Origin of the sequence: Xenorhabdus sp. KJ12.1, assembly GCF_963876495.1 — a bacterium.
GTDB lineage: Bacteria > Pseudomonadota > Gammaproteobacteria > Enterobacterales > Enterobacteriaceae > Xenorhabdus > Xenorhabdus stockiae.
Window position 1 is genome coordinate 43,538 of record NZ_CAWNQH010000069.1, and the last position, 24,302, is coordinate 67,839.

The 24,302-nt window shown below is 48.0% G+C and carries 4 protein-coding genes; 3 read left to right on the plus strand and 1 reads right to left on the minus strand.

Going from position 1 to position 24,302, the window contains the following annotated elements:
- Positions 1 to 14: 14 nt before the first annotated feature.
- The 3 genes from AACS92_RS10770 (at position 15) to AACS92_RS10780 (ending at position 22,251) form a co-directional block, all read left to right on the plus strand.
- Positions 15 to 13,184 (plus strand): non-ribosomal peptide synthetase, encoded by a 13,170-nt coding sequence (locus AACS92_RS10770; protein WP_099111212.1) that lies wholly within the window; start codon positions 15 to 17, stop codon positions 13,182 to 13,184.
- The gene (locus tag AACS92_RS10775; protein WP_193756973.1) at positions 13,181 to 20,635 is read left to right on the plus strand and encodes an amino acid adenylation domain-containing protein; all 7,455 of its coding nucleotides are present in this window, start codon (positions 13,181 to 13,183) and stop codon (positions 20,633 to 20,635) included. Before AACS92_RS10770 ends, AACS92_RS10775 begins: the two co-directional genes overlap by 4 nt.
- A gap of 872 nt (positions 20,636 to 21,507) precedes the next feature.
- Positions 21,508 to 22,251, plus strand: a complete 744-nt coding sequence (locus AACS92_RS10780) for a metallophosphoesterase family protein (RefSeq protein ID WP_099111213.1) — start codon at positions 21,508 to 21,510, stop codon at positions 22,249 to 22,251.
- Between the two features lie 59 nt (positions 22,252 to 22,310).
- On the opposite strand, the gene tnaA is transcribed toward AACS92_RS10780, so the two are convergent.
- Complete coding sequence (gene tnaA, locus AACS92_RS10785) at positions 22,311 to 23,717, minus strand: tryptophanase (RefSeq protein WP_099111214.1); 1,407 nt, start codon at positions 23,715 to 23,717, stop codon at positions 22,311 to 22,313.
- Positions 23,718 to 24,302: the final 585 nt, after the last annotated feature.

Consider the following 24,302-nt stretch of genomic DNA (forward strand, 5'->3'; position numbering starts at 1 on the left):
AATGGTACTTAACAATGAATAATAATGAATTAATTTCTTTACCATTAGCTGAACGGAAAAGGCTACTTGAGTTAGCCAAAGCCGCCAAGCTATCCCGTCAATACACACAAAAAACTGAGATCCTCCCTCAGCCTCGCAAGGGTGATATCCCCTTGTCCTGGACACAGCAACGACTCTGGTTCCTGACACAATTAGATTCATCTGCTCAAACGGCATATCACATGCCTGTGGGATTACATCTACAGGGTCAGCTTAATCAGAGCGCACTACAGGCAGCGCTGGACAGGATTGTCGCCCGTCACGAGATCCTGCGGACAACGTTTATCTCCACTAACGGAACCGCCCGGCAGGTTATCGGGCATCCCGATAGCGGGTTTGCTCTGACGTCTGAGGATCTTCGCCATTTACCAGAGCCAGAACAACAGACAGCCGTCGAAAAGCGTGCTCATGACGAAGCTGTCAGACCTTTCGATTTTAACTGTGGGCCATTACTCAGAGGGCATTTATTGCATTTGGCCGAAGATGAATATGTTCTTTTATTAACACAACATCACATCATCTCGGATGGCTGGTCGGTCAGATTATTAATTCAGGAACTTTCCACCCTTTATCAGGCTTTTAGTCAGGAACAACCCGATCCACTGCCTGAATTATCTCTCCAGTATGCTGATTACGTACTCTGGCAGCAGCAATGGTTGCAGGGCGAACGGCTAGAAACACAGTTAAATTACTGGCGTGAGCAGTTACAGGATGCTCCTGAATTACTTGAATTACCCACTGACAAACCCCGGCCGATACAACAGAGTTATAAAGGTAACCGTGTTGAGCTGGCATTTCCTGCTGAACTGAGTGCCGGTTTGAAAAATCTCAGCCAGCGTCATGGAACGACTCTATTTATGACTCTGATGGCGGGCTGGGCGGTATTACTTTCTCGTTTCAGCGGACAGGACGATCTGGTCATAGGCACACCAATTGTCAATCGCCAGCAACCTGAGCTGGAATCATTAATCGGTTTCTTTGCCAATACGCTGGCATTGCGTATTCAGTTAAGTGATAACCTAAGTGTCAGTGATTTACTGACACAGGTGAAAAAACGTGCACTGGGCGCTTATGCACATCAGGATTTACCCTTCGAACAACTTGTTGAAGCGCTGCGACCTACTCGCAGTTTGAGCCATAGTCCTATTTTTCAGGTCATGCTGACTCTTGATAACCAATCAGAACAAAAGCAGTTTGAGTTAGCAGGATTAAAATTGAGCGAACTTCCTCTGGTCAGAGAAAGTGCCTACTTTGATTTGACTCTCACACTCTATGATACAGAAAACGGATTAGTCGGTGATTTAGAATACGCCCGAGATCTGTTTGAGCACGCCACCATTGAACGAATGGTTGACCATCTGCAAACCTTGCTGGCAGCCATGGTGGCGGATGAAACACAACAAGTCGCGGATTTAGCGCTGCTTACGCCACAACAACGCACACAGCTCCTGACGGAATTCAGCACTACAGAAGTCACTTACCCGCAAGATCTGTTACTGCAACAACTCTTCGAACAACATGTGTTACGCTCACCTGAGTCCGTTGCGCTGGTCAGTGACGGGCAACAGTTTAGTTACACCGAACTGAACCGGCGAGCCAATCAGCTGGCCCATGCCCTGATTGCCGCCGGTGTTAAACCGGATGACAGGGTCGCCATTTGCGTTGATCGTAGCCCGGATATGATTATCGGCCTGTTCGGCATTCTGAAAGCCGGAGCCGGTTACGTGCCGTTAGATCCGGACTACCCGACAGAACGGCTGGCTTATATTCTGTCTGACTGCGCCCCACAATTATTGCTGACCCAGCAACACTTAACAGCTCGTTTGACGACCGATATTCCTGTTTGGGTGATGGACGAAACCGATTACCTGAACACAATGGCACAGCAGCCGGCTCATAATCCTGACGCTCACTCGCTGGGCCTGTTACCACACCATCTGGCTTATATTATTTATACTTCCGGCTCCACCGGACAGCCGAAAGGGGTGATGATTGAACATCGTCAGGTCGTCAATTTTGTTCATGTCCAACGAGAAACAAATGAACTGACTCCATCGGATCGGGTGCTGCAATTCACATCGGTATCCTTTGATACAACAGTATCTGATATTTTCGCCACACTGGCGACCGGCGCAACGCTGGTACTGCGCCCGGCACATCTGCGTATTCCCGACAAGGCATTTGGTCAGTTCCTGCGGGATCAGGCTATTACCGTTTCCGATTTACCCACCGCATTCTGGCATTTATGGGTACAGGAAATGGCGGCCGGTCGCTGCGGTTTCAGCCCTTCTTTACGGCTGGTGATTGTTGGCGGAGAAAAAGCAGAATTACGCCATTTCAATACCTGGCAGTCTTTGCCTGAAACACAGGCCTGCCGCTGGATAAACTCCTACGGCCCGACCGAAACCACCGTAATCGCCACCGTATGGAAACCAGAAAACCGGGCACTCTGCCTGAACCAGAACGTGCCGATTGGTTACCCGCTGACCAATACCCGCCTCTATATTCTCGATACTCAGGGACAACCTGTTCCTATCGGCGTGGCCGGCGAGATTCATATCGGAGGATTAAGCGTCGCCCGTGGTTATCTCAACCGCCCTGATCTGACAGCAGAACGCTTTATTTCCGATCCATTCAGTCCACAATCGAATGCCCGTATGTATAAAACCGGTGACCTCGGCCGCTGGCTGCCGGATGGCACAATTGAATATCTGGAGCGCAATGATTTTCAGGTCAAGATCCGGGGATTCCGCATTGAACTGGGAGAAATCGAAGCCCGTCTGGCCCAGTGTGACGGGGTCAAAGATGCAGTGGTCGTCGCACGCGAAGAGGAAAACGGTAATAAACGTCTGGTCGCCTATGTGATCCCACAACCAGGAATAACACTGGATATCATTCAATTGCGTGAACAACTGAGCAGCCGCCTGATGGAGTATATGCTGCCCGGGGCTTATGTCATTCTGGAGGCCTTCCCCGTCAACCCGAATGGCAAACTGGATCGCAAAGCCCTGCCTGCACCGGACAGTTCTGCTATCGTCCAACGTGAATATGCCGAACCGCAGGGAGAAATGGAGCAAACACTAGCCGATATTTGGCAGACTCTGCTTGGTCTGGATCAGGTTGGCCGTCATGATAATTTCTTTGAGCTGGGCGGGCATTCGTTATTAACCGTGCAGGTTGCAGCCCGTTTACGCGAAAAACTGAACATTGAAGTGACCTTGCAGGATCTCTTCACCTACCCCACACTGGCGGATTTAGCCCAGTCTCTGGGGAATGCCACCCAATCCACTCAGTCGGTTATTCTGCCCGTAGATCGCCAGCAGCCTTTGCCTCTTTCCTGGGCCCAGCAGCGTTTATGGTTCCTCGCTCAACTGGACAGCGCTGCGCAGGCAGCCTACCACATTGCCGGCGGACTAGAGCTACGAGGCCCATTGGATCAGGTTGCATTACAAGCTGCGCTGGACAGGATTGTCGCCCGGCATGAAATTCTGCGCACCACGATTGCCGTTATTGACGGAGAAACCCGCCAGATTATTGGCAACCCTGACAGCGGATTTTCCCTGATATCGCAGGATCTCAGCCTGTTATCCCCGACAGAGCAGCAAACCGCCCTTAAAGCGGCAGAGCAGGCCGAAGCTGAGCAGCCTTTTGACTTTACACAAGGGCCGTTAGTGCGCGCCCAACTGCTGAAAATCAGCGATGAATACCATATTCTGCTGGTGACTCAGCACCATATTGTTTCTGACGGCTGGTCACTGAATGTGCTGATCAAAGAGTTTTCGACGCTTTATCAGGCTTTCTGCCAGCAACAACCCGATCCGCTCCCCCGCCTGCCCATTCAGTATGCGGATTATGCCGTGTGGCAACAACAATGGTTACAGGGCGACAAATTAGCACAACAGGTGAATTACTGGTGTCAGACCCTACAGGATGCGCCGGTCTTACTGGAGCTGCCAACGGATTATCCCCGCCCTCTGGAGCAGAGTTACCGCGGAGATCTGGTCGTTTTCACCCTGCCGCGTGAGTTAAATGCAGGCTTACTCGCCCTGAGCCAGAAACACGGTACCACCCTGTTTATGACCCTGCTGGCCGGCTGGGCGATTTTATTGTCCCGACTGAGTGGTCAGCAAGATATCGTGATCGGTACCCCCGTTGCCAACCGCCAATACCGTGAACTGGAGCCGCTGATTGGCTTCTTCGTCAATACGCTGGCGTTACGGGTCAGACTGGAAGACAACCCGACGGTCAGCACCCTTTTAGCACAGGTCAAAGCCCATGCGCTGGCTGCCTATGCTCATCAGGATCTGCCCTTTGAACAGTTGGTGGAAGCATTACAACCGCCACGCAGCCTGAGTCACAGCCCGGTCTTTCAGGTGATGATGGGGCTGGATAATACTTCTGGTTCATCAGGATTCAATTTGCCAGACCTGACCATCAACCATCTGCCCTTAGACAGAAAAACAACTCAGTTTGATGTGTCGCTGTCCTTTAATGAAAGCGAAAATGGGTTAGTGGGTGAACTGGAATATGCCAGTGATCTGTTTGAGCACGCCACCATCGAACGGATGGCGGAACACCTGCAAACTCTGCTGGCAGCGATGGTGGCGGATGAGACACAACAAGTCGCGGATTTAGCGCTGCTCACACCACAGCAACGCACACAGCTCCTGACCGAATTCAGCACCACAGAAGTCGCTTACCCTCAGGATCTGTTACTGCAACAACTCTTCGAACAACAGGTGTTACGCTCACCTGAATCCGTTGCGCTGGTCAGTGACGGGCAGCAGCTCAGTTACACCGAACTGAACCGGCGAGCCAACCAACTGGCCCATGCCTTGATTGCCGCCGGCGTCAAACCGGATGACAGGGTGGCGATTTGCGTTGACCGTAGCCCGGATATGATCATTGGCCTGTTCGGTATTCTGAAAGCCGGCGCCGGTTACGTGCCGTTAGATCCGGACTACCCGACAGAACGGCTGGCTTATATTCTGTCTGACTGTGCTCCACAGTTATTGCTGACCCAGCAACATCTGACAAATCGTCTGACAACCGATATTCCTGTTTGGGTGATGGACGGTATGAGTTTCCTGAACACAATGGCACAGCAGCCGGCTCATAATCCTGACGCTCACTCACTGGGCCTGTTACCACATCATCTGGCTTATATTATTTACACTTCCGGCTCCACCGGACAGCCGAAAGGGGTGATGATTGAACATCGTCAGGTCGTGAATTTTGTTCATGTCCAGTGTGCAGCCAATGAACTGACTCCAGCAGATCGGGTACTGCAATTTACTTCCGTTTGCTTTGATACGACAGTTGCCGATATTTTCGCTACGCTGGCAACCGGCGCAACACTGATACTGCGCCCGGCACATCTGCGCATCCCCGACAAAGCATTCAGCCAGTTCCTGCGGGATCAGGCTATTACTGTATCCGATTTGCCCACCGCATTCTGGCATTTATGGGTACAGGAAATGGCGGCCGGACGCTGCGGTTTCAGCCCTTCGTTACGACTGGTGCTGGTCGGTGGAGAAAAAGCTGAACTACGCCATTTCAATACCTGGCAGTCTTTGCCTGCAACACAGGCCTGCCGCTGGATAAACTCCTACGGCCCGACTGAAACCACCGTGAATGCCACGATGTGGAAATCGGATAACCATGAATTCTGCCTCACCAATGCCGTACCGATTGGCTACCCGCTGACCAATACCCGCCTCTATATTCTCGATACTCAGGGACAACCTGTTCCTATCGGCGTGGCCGGCGAGATTCATATCGGAGGATTAAGCGTCGCCCGTGGCTACCTCAATCGCCCTGATCTGACAGCGGAGCGCTTTATTACCGATCCGTTCAGCCCGCAATCGAATGCCCGTATGTATAAAACCGGTGACCTCGGCCGCTGGCTACCGGACGGCACGATTGAATATCTGGAGCGCAATGATTTTCAGGTCAAGATCCGGGGATTCCGCATTGAACTGGGGGAAATTGAAGCGCGTCTGGCCCAGTGTGACGGAGTCAAAGATGCAGTGGTCGTCGCGCGTGAAGAGGAAAACGGCAATAAACGTCTGGTGGCTTATCTGGTGCCACAGCCGGGAGTTACGCTTGATTTGCTTCAGTTACGCGAGCAGTTAAGCAGCCGTCTGGTGGAATATATGCTACCCGGCGCTTATGTCATTCTGGAGGCCTTCCCCGTCAACCCGAATGGCAAACTGGATCGTAAAGCCCTGCCTGCGCCGGACAGTTCAGCCATTGTCCAGCGTGAATATGCTGAACCGCAGGGAGAAATGGAGCAGACACTGGCCGATATTTGGCAGAGTTTATTGGGAGTGGAACACATCGGACGCCATGACCACTTCTTTGAGTTGGGCGGGCACTCCTTATTGACGGTACAGGTCGCGGCTCGTTTACGGGAAAAACTGAACATTGAAGTGACCTTGCAGGATCTCTTCAACCACCCAACACTGGCAGATTTAGCCCAGTCTCTGGGGAATGCCACCCAATCCGCTCAGTCGGTTATTCTGCCTGCGGACCGCCAGCAGCCTTTGCCTCTTTCCTGGGCTCAACAGCGTTTATGGTTCCTCGCTCAACTGGACAGCGCTGCGCAGGCAGCCTACCACATTGACGGCGGACTAGAATTACGTGGCCAGCTGAATCAGGCCGCGTTACAGGCTGCGCTGGACAGGATTGTCGCCCGGCATGAAATTCTGCGTACCACGATTGCCGTTATTGACGGAGAAGCCAGTCAGGTTATTGGCAACCCCAGCAGCGGTTTTTCCCTGATATTGCAGGATCTCAGCCCGTTATCCCCGGCTGAACAGCAAATCGCCCTTAAAGCGGCAGTGCAGGCCGAAGCTGACCAGCCTTTTGACTTCACACAAGGGCCGTTAGTGCGCGCCCAATTACTGAAAATCAGCGATGAACACCATATTCTGCTGGTGACTCAGCACCATATTGTTTCTGACGGTTGGTCACTGAATGTGCTGATCAAAGAGTTTTCGGCGCTTTATCACGCCTTCTGTCAGCAACAGCCTGATCCGCTCCCCCGTCTGACCATTCAGTATGCGGATTATGCTGTGTGGCAACGGCAATGGTTACAGGGTGACAAATTAGCACAACAGGTGAATTACTGGTGTCAGACCCTACAGAATGCGCCGGTCTTACTGGAGCTGCCAACGGATCACCCGCGCCCTCTGGAGCAGAGCTACCGCGGAGATCAGGTTATTTTCACCCTGCCGCGTGAATTAAATGCAGGCTTACTCGCCCTGAGCCAGCGGAACGGTACTACCTTGTTTATGACCCTACTGGCCGGCTGGGCGATTTTACTGTCACGACTGAGTGGTCAGCAGGATATCGTGATCGGCACCCCTGTAGCCAACCGGCAATACCGTGAACTGGAGCCGCTGATTGGCTTCTTCGTTAATACGCTGGCGTTACGGGTCAGGCTGGAAGACAACCCGACGGTCAGCACCCTATTAGCGCAGGTCAAAGCCCATGCGCTGGCCGCCTATGCTCATCAGGATTTACCTTTTGAACAATTGGTGGAAGCATTACAACCGCCGCGCAGCCTGAGTCATAGCCCGGTCTTTCAGGTGATGATGGCGCTGGATAACACTTCCGGCTCATCAGAATTCAATTTGCCAGACCTGACTATCAACGAGCTGCTCTTAACCAAAAAAACAACCCAGTTTGATGTGTCACTGTCCTTCAGTGAAAGCGAGAACGGATTAGTGGGTGAACTGGAATATGCCAGTGATCTGTTTGAGCACACCACCATCGAACGGATGGCAGAACATCTGCAAACCCTGCTGGCGGCCATGGTGGCGGATGAAACACAACAAGTCGCCGATTTAGCGCTGCTTACACCACAGCAACGCACACAGCTCCTGACGGAATTCAGCACCACAGAAGTCGCTTACCCGCAGGATCTGTTACTGCAACAACTCTTCGAACAACAGGTAATACGCTCACCTGAGGCCATTGCACTGGTCAGTGACGGGCAGCAGCTCAGTTACACCGAACTGAATCAGCGAGCCAACCAACTGGCCCATGCTCTGATTGCTGCCGGTGTTAAACCGGATGACAGGGTCGCCATTTGCGTTGACCGCAGCCCGGATATGATCATTGGCCTGTTCGGTATTTTGAAAGCCGGCGCCGGCTACGTGCCGTTAGATCCCGATTACCCGACAGAACGGCTGGCTTATATTCTGTCTGATTGTGCCCCGCAATTATTGCTGACCCAGCAACATTTAGCCGATCGCCTAACGATCGATATCCCTGTTTGGATGATGGACGATACCGATTATCTGAACACCGCGGCACAACAGCCGGCTCATAATCCTGACGCTCACTCACTGGGCCTGTTACCACACCATCTGGCTTATATTATTTACACTTCCGGCTCCACCGGACAGCCGAAAGGAGTCATGATTGAACACCGTCAGGTCGTCAATTTTGTCCATGTCCAACGTGAAACGAATGAACTGACTCCAGCAGATCGAGTACTGCAATTCACATCGGTATCCTTTGATACAACGGTGTCCGATATTTTCGCTACGCTGGCGACCGGCGCAACACTGGTACTGCGCCCGGCTCATTTGCGTATTCCCGACAAAGCATTCGGTCAGTTCCTGCGGGATCAGGCTATTACTGTTTCCGATTTACCCACCGCGTTCTGGCATTTATGGGTACAGGAAATGGCGGCTGGTCGCTGCGGCTTCAGCCCTTCGTTACGACTGGTGATTGTTGGCGGAGAAAAAGCCGAATTACGTCACTTCAATACCTGGCAGTCTTTACCTGAGACACAGGCTTGCCGCTGGATAAACTCCTACGGCCCGACCGAAGCCACAGTAATTGCCACCGTATGGAAACCGGAAAACCGGGTACTCTGCCTGAACCAGAACGTGCCGATTGGTTACCCGCTGACCAATACCCGCCTCTATATTCTCGATACCCAGGGACAGCCAGTTCCTATCGGCGTGGCCGGCGAGATTCATATCGGAGGATTAAGCGTCGCCCGTGGCTACCTCAATCGCCCTGATCTGACGGCAGAGCGTTTTATTACCGATCCGTTCAGTCCGCAACCGAATGCCCGTATGTATAAAACCGGTGATCTCGGCCGCTGGTTGCCGGATGGCACGATTGAATATCTGGAGCGCAATGATTTTCAGGTCAAGATCCGCGGATTCCGCATTGAACTGGGAGAAATTGAGGCACAATTGGCTCAGTGTGAGGGCGTCAAAGATGCGGTTGTGGTAGCACGTGAAGAGGAAAACGGGAATAAACGTCTGGTCGCCTATGTGATCCCACAACCAGGAATAACACTGGATATCATTCAACTGCGTGAACAACTGAGCAGCCGCCTGATGGAGTATATGCTGCCCGGAGCTTACGTCATTCTCGATGCCTTCCCCGTGAACCCGAATGGCAAACTGGATCGCAAAGCCCTGCCTGCACCGGACAGTTCAGCCCTTATCAGCCGTGAATATCAGGCTCCTCAGGGAGAAGCAGAACAGCAACTGGCGGCTATCTGGCAGACACTGCTCGGTCTGGAACAGGTTGGCCGTCATGATAACTTCTTTGAATTAGGCGGGCACTCCCTGCTGGTTGTCAATTTGATTGAAGAGCTTCGCCAGCGTGACCTTACACTAGAAGTCAGTACGGTCTTTTCTTCTCCGACACTGATGGCAATGGCATCACGCATAACGGATACAACAATCAGTGACAATGTCACTTTCATGGTTCCGCCCAATCTGATTACGGATGACAGCCATGCCATCACACCGGACATGCTGCCACTGATCACGCTGACCCAGAATAATATTGACCAGATTGTTGCCAACGTTCCCGATGGTGTGACGAATACTCAGGATATCTATCCATTAGGGCCGTTACAGGAAGGTATTTTGTTCCACCACTTGCTGGAAACAAAAGGCGATATTTATCTGGATAATCTGCTGATGACTTTCGACAGCCGGACACGTCTGGATACATTCCTGCTGGCACTACAACAGGTTATTAATCGTCACGATATTCTGCGCAGCGCATTTCAGTGGGATAATCTGCCGGAGCCGGTACAGGTGGTTTATCGTCATGCTCCCCTGCCAGTTACCGAATTGGAGCTATCTGCCGGTACAGATGCCGCACAACAATTACGTGATGCTACCGACCCGCGCCAGATACGCATGGATATCACCAAAGCACCATTATTATCCGCCTGCATTGCCAAAGATCCGCATACCGAACACTGGCATCTGGCATTGCTTTACCATCATCTGGTTTGTGACCATCTGTCACTGGAAATGATCTTCAATGAAGTGCAGATATTACAGCTCGGGCAAAATGAATCTCTGTCGCCTTCCCTGCCTTACCGTAACTTTATCGCTCAGATCCGTGCCGTTCCGGTTGAGAAACATCAGGACTATTTCCACCAGCTTCTGGGCGATGTGGATGAACCCACTCTGCCGTTTAACTTACTTGATGTGCAGGGGAACCATGATGAGCACCATAAGATAGAGGAAGCCGGTCTGGAGCTGGATGATGAGTTATCGCGCCAGATACGCGACTGCGCCCGTCAGCAGGGTGTCAGTGCTGCCGTTCTGTTCCATGTCGCATGGGCACAGGTGCTTGCACAATGCAGCGGACGGGAAGATGTTGTTTTCGGCACCGTGTTATTAGGCCGCTCACTAAAAGGTGCAGATACTTCTCAGGTTCTTGGTATGTTTATCAATACCCTGCCCGTGCGCATTATGTTGCAGGAACGTACGGCACAACAGGTGATACAGGAAACTTATCAGCAGCTCAGCACATTGCTTGAGCATGAACAGACTCCGTTAGCCATCGCCCAGCGTTGCAGTGGTATTCAGGCACCTCAGCCCCTTTTCAGCAGCCTGCTTAATTTCCGTCATAGTCAGCATAACGATCAACAGGCTGATTCAGCCATATGGCAGGGTATTCAGACCTCCAGTAGTGAGGAGCGCAGTAATTACCCACTGTCATTGGATGTCGATGATTTTGGTGACGGCTTTGCCCTGACTGCGCAATGCAACCGCCAGATTAATCCGGCCCGCATTAATGCTTATATGGATACCGCACTGAAAGCGTTGGTGATGGCCTTACAGGAAATGCCGGAACAGGATATTCATTCCCTCAATATCCTGCCACCAGCAGAACTCACTCAGCTACTGGAAGACTTTAACAGTGACAAAGTTACCTGTCCGCAGGATATGTTACTCCAGCAGCTGTTTGAACAGCAGGCAGCCCTCACGCCGGATGCCATCGCGCTGATCCACGCTGCAAATGATGGAGAGGTTAAGCTCACCTATAGTGAACTGAATCAGAAGGCCAACCAACTGGCTCACGCCCTGATTGCTGCCGGTGTTAAACCGGATGATCGGGTGGCTATTTGTGTCGAACGTGGTCTGGATATGGTGATAGGTTTGTTCGGTATTTTAAAATCCGGTGCGGGATATGTGCCGCTGGATACGGATTACCCTACCGAACGTCTGAACTATATTTTGTCAGATTGTGCACCGAAGTTATTACTGACGCAGCAGCACTTACATAGCCGCTTATCGACTGATACGCCGGTATGGATGCTGGATGATCACAACCATACCGAGTGTATAGCCCAGCAGCCAATCCATAACCCGGATCCGCAACAACTGGGACTGGCACCACATCATCTGGCTTATATCATCTACACTTCCGGCTCCACCGGACAGCCAAAAGGGGTGATGATTGAGCATCACAACGTGGTTAATTTTGTCCATGTTCAACGTCAGACCAATGAACTGACATCGTCTGACCGTGTACTTCAGTTCACTTCCGTCGCGTTCGATACTACCGTTTCGGATATCTTCGCCACACTTGCCTCAGGTGCAACCTTAATTATGCGCCCGTCAGAACTGCGTGTTCCGGATAGAGCTTTTGCTCAATTCCTGCAACAACAGCAAATCACGGTGACTGATTTGCCTACCGCTTTCTGGCACTTATGGGTTCAGGAAATGGCCGCAGGACGTTGTGGCTTCAGCCCTTCTCTGCGTCTGGTGATTGTCGGCGGGGAAAAAGCGGAACTGCGTCATCTGATGACCTGGCAGGCACTACCGGAAACCCGCTCATGCCGCTGGATTAACTCTTACGGCCCGACGGAAACAACGGTGATTGCCACTGTTCTGAAAGTGGATAGTCATCCAACCTATAGCGCAGAAACGCTGCCTATTGGTTATCCGCTCGCCAACAGCCGTATCTATATACTTGATACGCGCGGAAAACCTGTTCCTGTTGGTGTTTCCGGTGAAATTCACATTGCAGGCGCCGGCGTAGCGCGGGGTTATCTGAACCAGCCTGAACTGACTGATGAGCGTTTTATTCCGGATACGTTCAGTGAACAACCGAATGCCAGAATGTACAAAACCGGGGATTTAGGTCGCTGGTTACCGGATGGAACGATTGAATATCTCGGACGAAACGATTTTCAGGTCAAGATCCGCGGATTCCGCATTGAGCTGGGGGAAATAGAAACTCAGCTGGCAGCCTGTGAAGGGGTCAAAGATGCTATTGCCATGGTACGTGAAGACGAAACCGGTGATAAACGTCTGGTGGCTTATTTAGTTCCACAACCTGATGCTCAGTTGGACATCGCTGATTTACGTGAACAGCTCAGTACGCATCTGCTGGATTATATGATCCCCAGCGCTTTTGTCGTAATAGAAGCCTTCCCGCTGAATCCGAACGGCAAGCTGGATCGCAAATCCCTGCCGGTTCCTGACCGCTCTGCAACGGCCACAAAAGCGTATGAAGCACCAGAGGGGGAAACAGAACAACAGCTGGCTGCTATCTGGCAAACCTTACTGGGACTGGAGCAAGTCGGCCGCCATGATGATTTCTTTGAGCTGGGAGGAAACTCATTATCAATCATGCAATTATCGGCAAGACTGCAAGAAGAGTTCCATCTGGAAATTTCAATTACGGATATTTTCCGTCATTCGGCATTAGCCAAACTTGCCGAGCTTATCTTATCAAAACAAGTGGAAACCTTTTTCGATCAGGATATTGAAGATATGCAAAAAGAGCTGGAGAACCTATCTGAAGATGAGTTGCTTGCCATGTTAAATGGAGAACAACTAGAGGGAAATAAACTATGAGCAAAAATGAACAGACACTGAATCAATTAAGGCAGGCTGTACTCCAGAAGAAACTGAAAGAGCGTATTCAAAATAGCCTGACAACCGAAAAAGAACCGATATCTGCTCGTGATCCTCAGCAGGAAATCCCGCTATCCTGGGCGCAACAGCGCCTATGGTTCCTCGCTCAGTTAGATCCGGCTGCCCTGACGGCATACCACATTCCCGCCGCCCTTCATCTGAAGGGCCAACTGAACACTGCGGCCTTACAGGCTGCACTGGACAGAATAGTGGCCCGCCATGAAATCCTGCGCACCACTATTGGGCTGGCAGAAGACGGAGGAGAAGGAACAGCGCGGCAAATTGTTCATGAGAAAGATTTCGGTTTCTCTTTAAGTATGCAAGATCTGCGTTTGTTAGCCGATGATGATCAACAAAATGCTATCCAGAACGCCATCAAATTTGAAGCCAGCCATCCTTTTGATTTTGAAAACGGTCCCTTGATTAGGGGCCAGTTATTCAGACTGGCAGAAGATGAAAATATTCTGTTACTCACCCAGCACCATATTATTTCTGATGGCTGGTCAGTTAACGTCATGATGCAGGAGTTTTCCACTCTGTACCTGAGCTTCTGCCACAAACAGCCTGATCCATTACCGCCATTAAAAATTCAGTACGCAGATTATACGCTCTGGCAACGGAAGGAATTACAGGGCAAAGCACTGGAAAAGCAACTGGATTATTGGCGTAATACACTACAGGATGCGCCGACGCTTCTGACACTCCCCACTGACCGCCCCCGTCCGGCACGGCAAACTTATGCCGGCGGAGAAGCACTGGTTACCCTGTCACCGGATTTAACCGGAAAATTAAAAGCCTTTGCGCAACGTCACGGCATTACGTTATTTATGACGCTGCTGACCGGCTGGTCAATACTGCTTTCCCGTCTCAGCGGGCAATATGATTTAGTTATCGGCACGCCAGTCGCTAATCGTAAGTACCGCGACCTGGAGCCGTTAATCGGCTTTTTTGTCAATACATTAGCACTGCGGGTTCAGTTACCGGATAACCCTACCGTCAGCGAATTGCTGGCACACGTGAAAGCTCATACTGTCACGGCTTTTGAAAATCAGGATCTCCCGTTTGAACAATTAGTTGAAGCGTTAAAACCACCGCGCAGCCTGAGTTATAGCCCGGTTTTTCAGGTTATGATGTCTCTGGATAATACTCCCGGACAACAACAATTCGAATTACCGGGATTAACAATCAGTGAACTGGATTTATCCGAAAACAGCTCCCACTTTGATCTCTCCCTGTCACTGCATGACACGGATGATGGCTTAATCGGTGAACTGGAATATGCCAGCGATTTGTTTGATCAGGCGACGATGGACCGGATGGCGGGTTATCTGCAAACACTGTTAACGGTTATGGTGGCTGATGATACTCAGCGTGTGGCTGATTTACCGTTACTGACACCGAATGAACGTCATCAGTTATTGGCCGGCTTTAATGCCAGAACAGCCTCTTATCCGCAGGAAATGTTACTCCAGCAACTGTTCGAGCAACAGGTCGCCCAATCCCCCACCAGCGCGGCCTTAATCAGCGGAGAACAGCAGCTCACCTATCATGAACTGAACCAGCAGGCGAACCAGCTTGCCCATGCCCTGATTGCTGCCGGAGTACAACCGGATGATCGGGTAGCAATTTGTGTCGAACGGGGCGCAGATATGATCATCGGGCTGTTTGGTATTCTGAAAGCCGGAGCCGGTTATGTGCCGTTAGACCCGGAATACCCGACTGAACGGCTAGCCTATATTCTGTCAGACTGTAAGCCGAAGCTATTACTGACTCAGGAGCATTTACAAAGCCGCCTGAGTACTGAAGTTCCCATCTGGATAATGGATACCGATAACTATCTGGATAATGTGGCACAACAACCCACCGATAACCCTGAACCACATCAACTGGGGCTTAAGCCGCACCATCTGGCTTATATTATCTATACTTCCGGCTCAACAGGTCAGCCGAAGGGAGTGATGATTGAACACCGCAATGTGGTCAACTTTGTTTATGTCCAGCGTGAAACAAATGAACTGACACCTTCTGATCGGGTGCTGCAATTTACTTCTGTTGCCTTTGATACCACCGTGTCCGATATTTTTGCCACACTAGCCGCCGGAGCAACATTAGTACTGCGATCGGCCTCGCTGCGCATACCCGATAAAAACTTCAGCCAGTTCTTACAGGAACAGGCAATTACCGTTTCCGATCTGCCCACCGCTTTCTGGCACTTATGGGTTCAGGAAATGGCCGCCGGGCGCTGTGGTTTCAGCCCTTCTTTACGGCTGGTAATTGTCGGCGGAGAAAAAGCTGAACTGCGTCATTTCAATACATGGCAGACTTTACCTGAAACTCAGTCCTGTCGTTGGATCAACTCCTATGGCCCGACGGAAACCACCGTTATTGCCACGGTATGGAAACCGGATAGCCAAGAATCCGGCCTCACCAATACCGTTCCTATCGGTAGCCCACTCACCAATACTCAAATTTATATCCTTGATACGCAGGGGGAGCCGGTTCCTATCGGCGTTGCGGGGGAAATTCATATCGGTGGTGCAGGTGTCGCCAGAGGTTATCTGAATCGCCCCGACCTCACTGATGAACGATTTATTGCCGATCCGTTCAGCCAACAAGCCAATGCCCGCATGTATAAAACCGGTGATCTCGGACGCTGGCTACCAGACGGCACGATTGAATATCTGGAACGCAATGATTTTCAGGTCAAAATACGTGGGTTCCGCATTGAATTGGGAGAAATTGAAGCACAACTGGCCCAATGTGATGGAGTCAAAGATGTTGTAGTGACTGCCCATGAAGATGAAAGCGGCAATAAACGTCTGATCGCTTACCTCATACCGCAGCCGGAGACAATACTGGATATCCTCCAGTTACGTGAACAACTAAGCGCGCAATTGATGGAGTATATGCTGCCCGGTGCTTACGTCGTTCTGGATGCTTTCCCACTAACACCCAACGGGAAAGTCGATCGCAAAGCATTGCCGGCTCCTGACCATACCGCCATCATCAGCCGGGAATATCAGGCACCGGAAGGAGAAGCAGAACAACAACTGGCAAGTATCTGGCAGGAGCTGTTGGGGCTGGAACAAGTCGGTCGCCATGACAATTTCTTCGAACTGGGCGGGCATTCACTACTGGTCGTCAGTCTGATTGAGAAACTCCGTCAACACAGGCTTGCTATTGATGTCAGTGCGGTATTCGCATCCCCGACACTGGCAGCTATGGCGACCAATTTAACTCAACAAACCGAATCTGATACAAACAACACACCTGTACCACCAAACCTGATCCCGGATAACTGTCAGGCAATTACACCGGATATGCTGCCACTGGTAACACTGTCTCAGGCGAATATCGACCAGATAGCCTCACAAGTGACAGGCGGTGTCAGTAACATTCAGGACATCTATCCACTCGGGCCATTACAGCAAGGTATTCTGTTCCACCATTTACTGGAAACAACCGGTGATACGTATCTGGACAACCTGCTGATGACTTTCGACAGTCGTTCACGTCTGGATACATTCCTGCAAACAGTGCAACAAGTCATTGAGCGCCACGATATTCTGCGCACTGCCGTCCATTGGGAGAATCTGCCAGAGCCGGTACAGGTCGTTCATCGCCATGCCCCCATGCCTGTCACAGAGCTGGAACTGTCGCCTGAAATCAATGCGGAACAACAAATTCAGAGCTATACCGACCCTGATATCGTCCGTATGAATATCAACAAAGCGCCGTTATTATCTGCCAGCATTGCCAGAGAACCAAATAGTGATAAGTGGTACTTATCCTTACTTCACCACCATCTGGTTTGTGATAATTTATCGCTGAAACTGGTATTTGATGAAGTCAATGCCATGTTACAGGGTCAGCATGAACAACTGCCGACAGCATTGCCTTATCGTAATTTCATTGCCCAGACCAAAAATATTCCCCTTGAACAACATCAATCCTATTTCCGTCAGTTGCTGGGTGATGTAGAAGAGCCGACCCTGCCATTCGGCCTACTTGATGCTAAGGGCAGTGACGATAAAGTTGTGGAAAATGTTCTGACACTGGATAGTGATTTTTCCCGGATGGTTCAGCAATGTGCCCGTCAACAGGGTGTCAGTACCGCAGTTCTGTTTCATGTTGCCTGGGCACAGGTACTGGCTCAGTGTAGTGGCCGTGACGATGTCGTCTTCGGTACCGTTTTAATGGGACGGTTACAAGGCGGTAAAGAAACAGAAAAAATAATGGGAATGTTTATCAATACATTACCCATTCGGGTTATTCTGCAAGGACGCAATGTTCAGCAAACCGTTCAGGAAACTTACCGGCAACTCAGCACATTACTGGTACATGAACAGACACCTTTGGTCATTGCTCAGCGTTGCAGTGGTATTCCCGCTTCTCTGCCACTGTTTAACAGCCTGCTTAATTTCCGTCATGGTTCAGATGAAACAGAGGAAGATGAGCAGGAACTCGCATCAATCTGGGAAGGCATTGAAACATTTAACACTAAAGATTCACGCAGTAATTATCCTTTATCACTGGATGTTGATGCCTATGATGACCAATTTGAACTCACTATCCAATGCAGCCAACAGATTGATCCGAGTCGCATTAATGCCTATGTGGCAACCGCACTAAAAGGTCTGGTTACTTCATTATTACAAAACGCTCCTGCACAAAATATTCAGGCAATCTCCATCCTGCCACCAACGGAAAAGACACAGTTACTGGTGGATTTTAACGGTGCTGAAATCGCTTATCCGCAGAATATCCTGCTCCACCAGCTCTTCGAACAGCAGGTTTCTTTCACACCAGATTCCATTGCGCTGGTTAGTGGTGATGAGCAACTCAGCTACGCTGAACTGAACCAGCAGGCCAACCAACTGGCACATGCTCTGATTGCCGCGGGTGTACAACCGGATGATCGGGTAGCAATTTGTGTTGAACGCAGCCCGGATATGATTATCGGCCTGTTCGGGATCCTGAAAGCCGGTGCAGGCTATGTTCCGCTGGATACTGATTATCCGACTGAAAGGCTGGCTTACATTCTGTCTGACTGTAAACCGAAGCTATTACTGACTCAAAAACATTTACAGAACCGGCTGACAACAGAAGCCCCTGTCTGGTTAATGGATAGTGAAGCGCATCAGAGCAATGTGGAACAGCAACCTACCCACAATCCTGAACATTTACAGTCGGGGCTGGCACCACATCATCTGGCCTATATCATCTACACCTCCGGCTCCACCGGGCAGCCGAAAGGCGTGATGATAGAGCATCGTAATGTGGTTAACTTCGTTCACGTCCAGCGTCAGACTAACGAATTAACCCCTTCTGACCGTGTGCTGCAATTTACTTCTGTTGCTTTCGACACCACCGTGTCGGATATTTTTGCAACACTGGCAACCGGCGCAACCCTGATCCTGCGACCTGCTGATCTCCGCGTACCAGATAATAACTTCGGTCGTTTTCTGCGCGAACAGAAAATTACCGTCACCGATCTCCCCACCGCTTTCTGGCATCAGTGGGTACAGGAGCTGGCCGCAGGACGATGTGATTTCAGCCCTTCGCTGCGTTTGGTTATCGTTGGGGGCGAAAAAGCCGAGCTTCACCATCTGACACTCTGGAAATCACTGGCTGAAACTCAACAGTGCCGCTGGATTAACTCCTATGGCCCAACTGAAACCACCGTCATTGCAACCGTATTAAAAGTGGATGGTCATTCCCTGTATAACGAACCAACTCTGCCTATTGGTTATCCATTAACCAATACCCGCCTATATATTCTGGATAGACAGGGACAACCTGCTCCTCTCGGTGTTTCCGGAGAAATTCATATCGGCGGTGCGTGCGTTGCGCGAGGGTATCTCAACCAGCCTGAACTGACAGCAGAACGCTTTATTCCTGATCCATTCAGCGATCAAACTGATGCACGTATGTATAAAACAGGTGATTTGGGATGCTGGTTGCCGGACGGTACGATTGAGTACCTCGGACGCAATGATTTTCAGGTTAAGATCCGTGGGTTCCGCATTGAACTGGGAGAAATTGAAGCCAGACTCTTTGCCTACCCCGGTATCAAAGACGCGATTGTTATCGTGCGGGAAGATACTCCGGGTGATAAACGTCTGGTGGCCTATCTGGTACCACAACCGGATACAACTCTCGATCTGGAAGACCTGCGTCACTCTTTGCACGTAAACTTAGCCAACTATATGATCCCCAATGCTTTTGTGATCCTGGATACATTCCCGCTGACACCTAATGGCAAACTGGATCGTCGGGCATTACCGGCACCGGATAAATCTTCCGTTATCAGCCGCAACTATGAAGCCCCTGTCGGTGAAACAGAAGAGCTTATTGCAGCGATATGGCAGGACGTACTCCAGCTGGAACAAATAGGACGCCATGACCACTTCCTTGAGCTTGGTGGTCATTCCCTATTAACCCTGCAGGTTGCTACCCGCCTGAATCAGGCTTTAGCTAAGGATATCAGTATCCGCGATCTGCTGGTTTACTCAACAATTAGTGAACTGGCAACATATATTCAGTCAGACGCGGCACTGCCACAACAGCAGAATATAGTGACTGTCCGTCAGGGAAGTGGCAATACTTCACTGTTCCTCATTCACGCAGTCAATGGCGATGTTCACTACGCCTACGATCTTGAGCCATATATGGATAATGACGAATTATCAATTTATGGTGTTATTGCCAGTGATACCCTTGCGGAAGAAGGCATACAACCCACCATCAACAACATGGCTCAGGAATATATTAAATGCATTCGCCAGATACAAGCACATGGTCCTTACTATCTGGCTGGATGGTCATCAGGTGGAACAATTGCTTATGAAATGTCCCGCCAATTAATTGCCGATGGTGAGACAGTAAACTTTATCGGGTTACTGGACAGTGCCTCTAATTATCTGGATTTCTATTCAGATGAAGAGAAACAGTCCGGAATGATGTTTGAGAAAAGTGCCACACTGCTCGAACTACTCCCGTACGATATCCCAGAAGACATTAACGATGAATTCAATAAGCTAGCTAATGAACGTGATTACGACGCGATGTTAATATTAGCTGAGAAGCTCAATTTATTACCACCGAAGGTCACACGGGAAAATGTCAGTGATCTTGTGCAAATGCGCTATAACATCTCTGTGGCAGCTAACTGCTACATACCACAGGCGATAAACACGAACGTCACTTTGTTCAGAGCAATGGATGAAGTCGCCGAAGGAGAAACAATGGCGCTAAAATGGGATCAAATTCTACCCAGTGAGCAACTGACTATTATCCCGATTAAAGGAGATCATGATTCTATGATGATGCAGCCCAATATTCAGGATACGGGTAAAGCATTAGTTAAAGCGGTAATGAATAATCAATAAGACAGTAAAAAGAATGAACCACCTTTTATAGAGGTGGTTCCAGAACGCTCATATAAATAACGCCCAATTTCATGGGCGTTATTTTTTAAGTTTCAATTATTGATATATATACATCATCTTTCAGGTTGATACTTTATTGGTTGTACTTGCTCCCCCAGTCACCATTTTTATAAATACACGGTTATCTATGCTCCTAGGGATGAACAGCCTTACCGCAGAGACGCAACCTTTAAAATTATGAGTAAAAATAATAAATACAAAATCAAATTTCATAACAACAATTTTAAAATTTATTATTTAAAATAATTATTTTTACATTAGTTCCCTGGTGGGCAACACAAAGAATAACAATTAAACCCTGAATATTAAATTCCACATAATCACACACTAATCAAATAGAAAACGTACTTTATTCACATGATACATTTTTAGTATGTAACTGAAAGCCTATCCTGTTTCTGATTTTTACCTCCTGCATTATAATATATACAACCATAAGGTAAATTTATAATACGCTAAATCTTATAAGATGATATCAACGAGACAACATAATGCAAGAGACGACAATAAAAAAAATCGACTAAAATCGATATTTCCCTTTTACACATTTCAAAAAAAATTCAAGCTTTAATAAAAAAACATCAATTAACACATTTCAAATTAATTAAATTTTTCATCTCTAATATTTTTATCGTAGTTTTTAAACCCAGCCATTAATATAGTCTAATTAACCATCGGGACATTTAATATAACACGAGTGAAATTACCAATTGTAAATTATGAGGTCTCTATAAGAATAAAAAATCAGAATCTGCTGATGTAGACGATTAAAAATATCATATAATCCGTCTATTTTTGGGAGGTAATAAAAAATGAAAGCCATTCAGATAACCGATATCCACCTGACACAGAGCAGAGAACATCAATTATTTAATGTAAATCTGTATGACAATTTTGATACTATCTGTGAGGAAATATGCCGCATAAAGAGAACTACTGAAATAGATTTAATCATTGTTTCCGGTGATATAACAAATGATGGTGATATCGATGCTTACCGATATTTCTTCAAAAGAATGGATTCATGTCAGACTCCCTATATTACAATAGCCGGAAATCATGACCTGAAAAATAATATTGATACCGTAATTACAGAGATAAAACCAAAATATAACATCACTTCCGGTGAGTATAATGATAAAAATTGGTTCATTACTTATGTTGATACTGTCGTTAAAGGTGAGGATTATGGCTTTATTACACAAAATAACCTTGCTGAATTAGAAAAAAGAATTATTTTAAACAAGAAATTTAATACTGCGGTATTTATGCATCACCACACTATTCCGGTTGGTACACCCATTGTAGACAATTGTATGCTGGAAAATGCCGCGGATTTATTAACATTATGTAAAAAACATAAGGTGAAATTTATTGGTTGTGGTCATGCTCACACTTCGCGTATCTGGCATCAGAATGATATAACAATCAGTGTTGCACCTGCGGTTTCATTCCAGTGGTTATCAGGTACAGATACCGTTAAAACAACAAAAAGTTTTAGTTTTAATATTATTGATTTTTCAGAAAATATATCATTAACTTCGTGTAGTTACTAAAGTCCTTCTCAAGTTGCAGCATAAGCAACTTGAGAGTGTATTAAAGCCCAATATATGACTTAACTATCAGCAATCGGCTTTAATTTAGCCATAAAGTGGCGTAACACTGGCGGCTCATAAGTAAATGTTAATCCGCAAATATCAGCAGCATGCTGTTTTAATTCAATAAAAGCTTCAACGACATAATCCATATGATCATTGGTATAGACGCGGCGAGGAATGGCCAGCCTCATCAGTTCCATCGGTGATTCTTTTTGTTTACCGGTATCAGGGGCTCGCCCGAGTAGCAAAGAACCAATTTCTACACTTCTGATACCCGCTTCCAGATATAGCGCGTTATTCAATGCCTGAGCCGGAAATTGCTCGCTTGGAATATGCGGTAAAAATAGTTTTGCATCCACAAAGACAGCATGCCCACCAACCGGATATTGAATAGGAATACCCGCCTTTCTTAGCTGTTCACCTAAATAAGTCACCTGATGAATGCGATAAGACAAAAAATTCTCATCCATACCTTCTTCAAGCCCAATCGCCAGTGCTTCCATATCACGCCCGGCAAGCCCACCATAAGTCACGAACCCTTCATTCGGAATACAGCGGATTTTTACCTCATTAAATAGATCTTCATTATCACGAACAGAGCAAAGGCCACCGATATTCACCATGGGATCTTTTTTTGCCGACATCGTCAACATATCGCCATATTGATACATCTCCCTGACGATCTCTTTAATTGACTTATCTGCGTAACCTTGTTCCCGCTGCTTAATAAACCAGGCATTTTCACAAAAACGGGCTGAATCAATGACCACCGGAATATCATACTGTTTCGCTATTTCATACACCGCTTTCATATTAGCAAGAGAAACCGGCTGACCACCTGTACTATTACAAGTTATCGTGACTATAATGGCGACTACATTATTTTCACCCTGTTCTTTGATTGTGTGCTGAAGTAAATCAATATCAAAATCACCCTTCCAGTCATAATAACTGTCGGTATCAAAAGCCTTATCTGTAACAACATTGATAGCCTTCGCATGATTTAATTCCACATGGGCCATCGTAGTATCAAAATGAAAGTTAGAAATAAATACCGGATTTTGCGCCCCGCCTTTTAATTTTTTCCTTTCGATCAAGGCAGGAAATAAAATCTGCTCAGCGCCACGGCCCTGATGGGTAGGAACCGTATACTCATATCCAATTAATTCTCTAACTTTATCCACCAGATGATAATAACTACGAGATCCGGCATAAGCCTCATCTCCCATCATCATACCAGCCCATTGCTGATTACTCATGGAGCCAGTGCCAGAGTCAGTCAATAGGTCGATATACACCATATCAGAAGGCAGCATGAACGGATTATACCCCGCCGCTTCCAGCGCAATTTCACGTTCTGCACGTGTTGTCATGCGGATATTTTCTACCATTTTAATACGAAAAGGCTCAGGAATGCGCTTCATTTTAATATCTCTAATTATAAAAATAAATCACATGACATGGTCAACAAATGTTAATATTTCTTAGTGAAAGGTATTCTTTTTACCTATAGATAACTCGCTAACATCATTTCCATTGAAAACGAATTTAGGGATAAGAAGATAAAAGCTGAAATACACAACATTCAATATATTTTCGTATATTAAAGGTGGGTTTATATAGTGCCAAACAGAATTTCATATATTAACCTTATAGCACATAAATGATCCCGTATGCACTTATATAACAATATGAAACCGTTGTCCATGTTAATTCATTAAGCAAATGATACACAGAATTAATAATGCGTTTAAATATCAATCAAAATGTAATTCATTTGTGTTATATTAACAATAAAAAATAATTTTTAATTTTATTTAATTAAAAACCAAATAATATCATTCGTCTAAAGAGTGGGGCATAACACCAATTTATTGGCAGTAATAAATATTCAAGTAATACCCTATAACGACCTTGTTTAAGATTTTGTGTAATCGCCATTTCCAATTAAACGTGACCGTCTAAACGGTCACCAAATTCAATCATAAAACGACTCATCGCAAGACGCC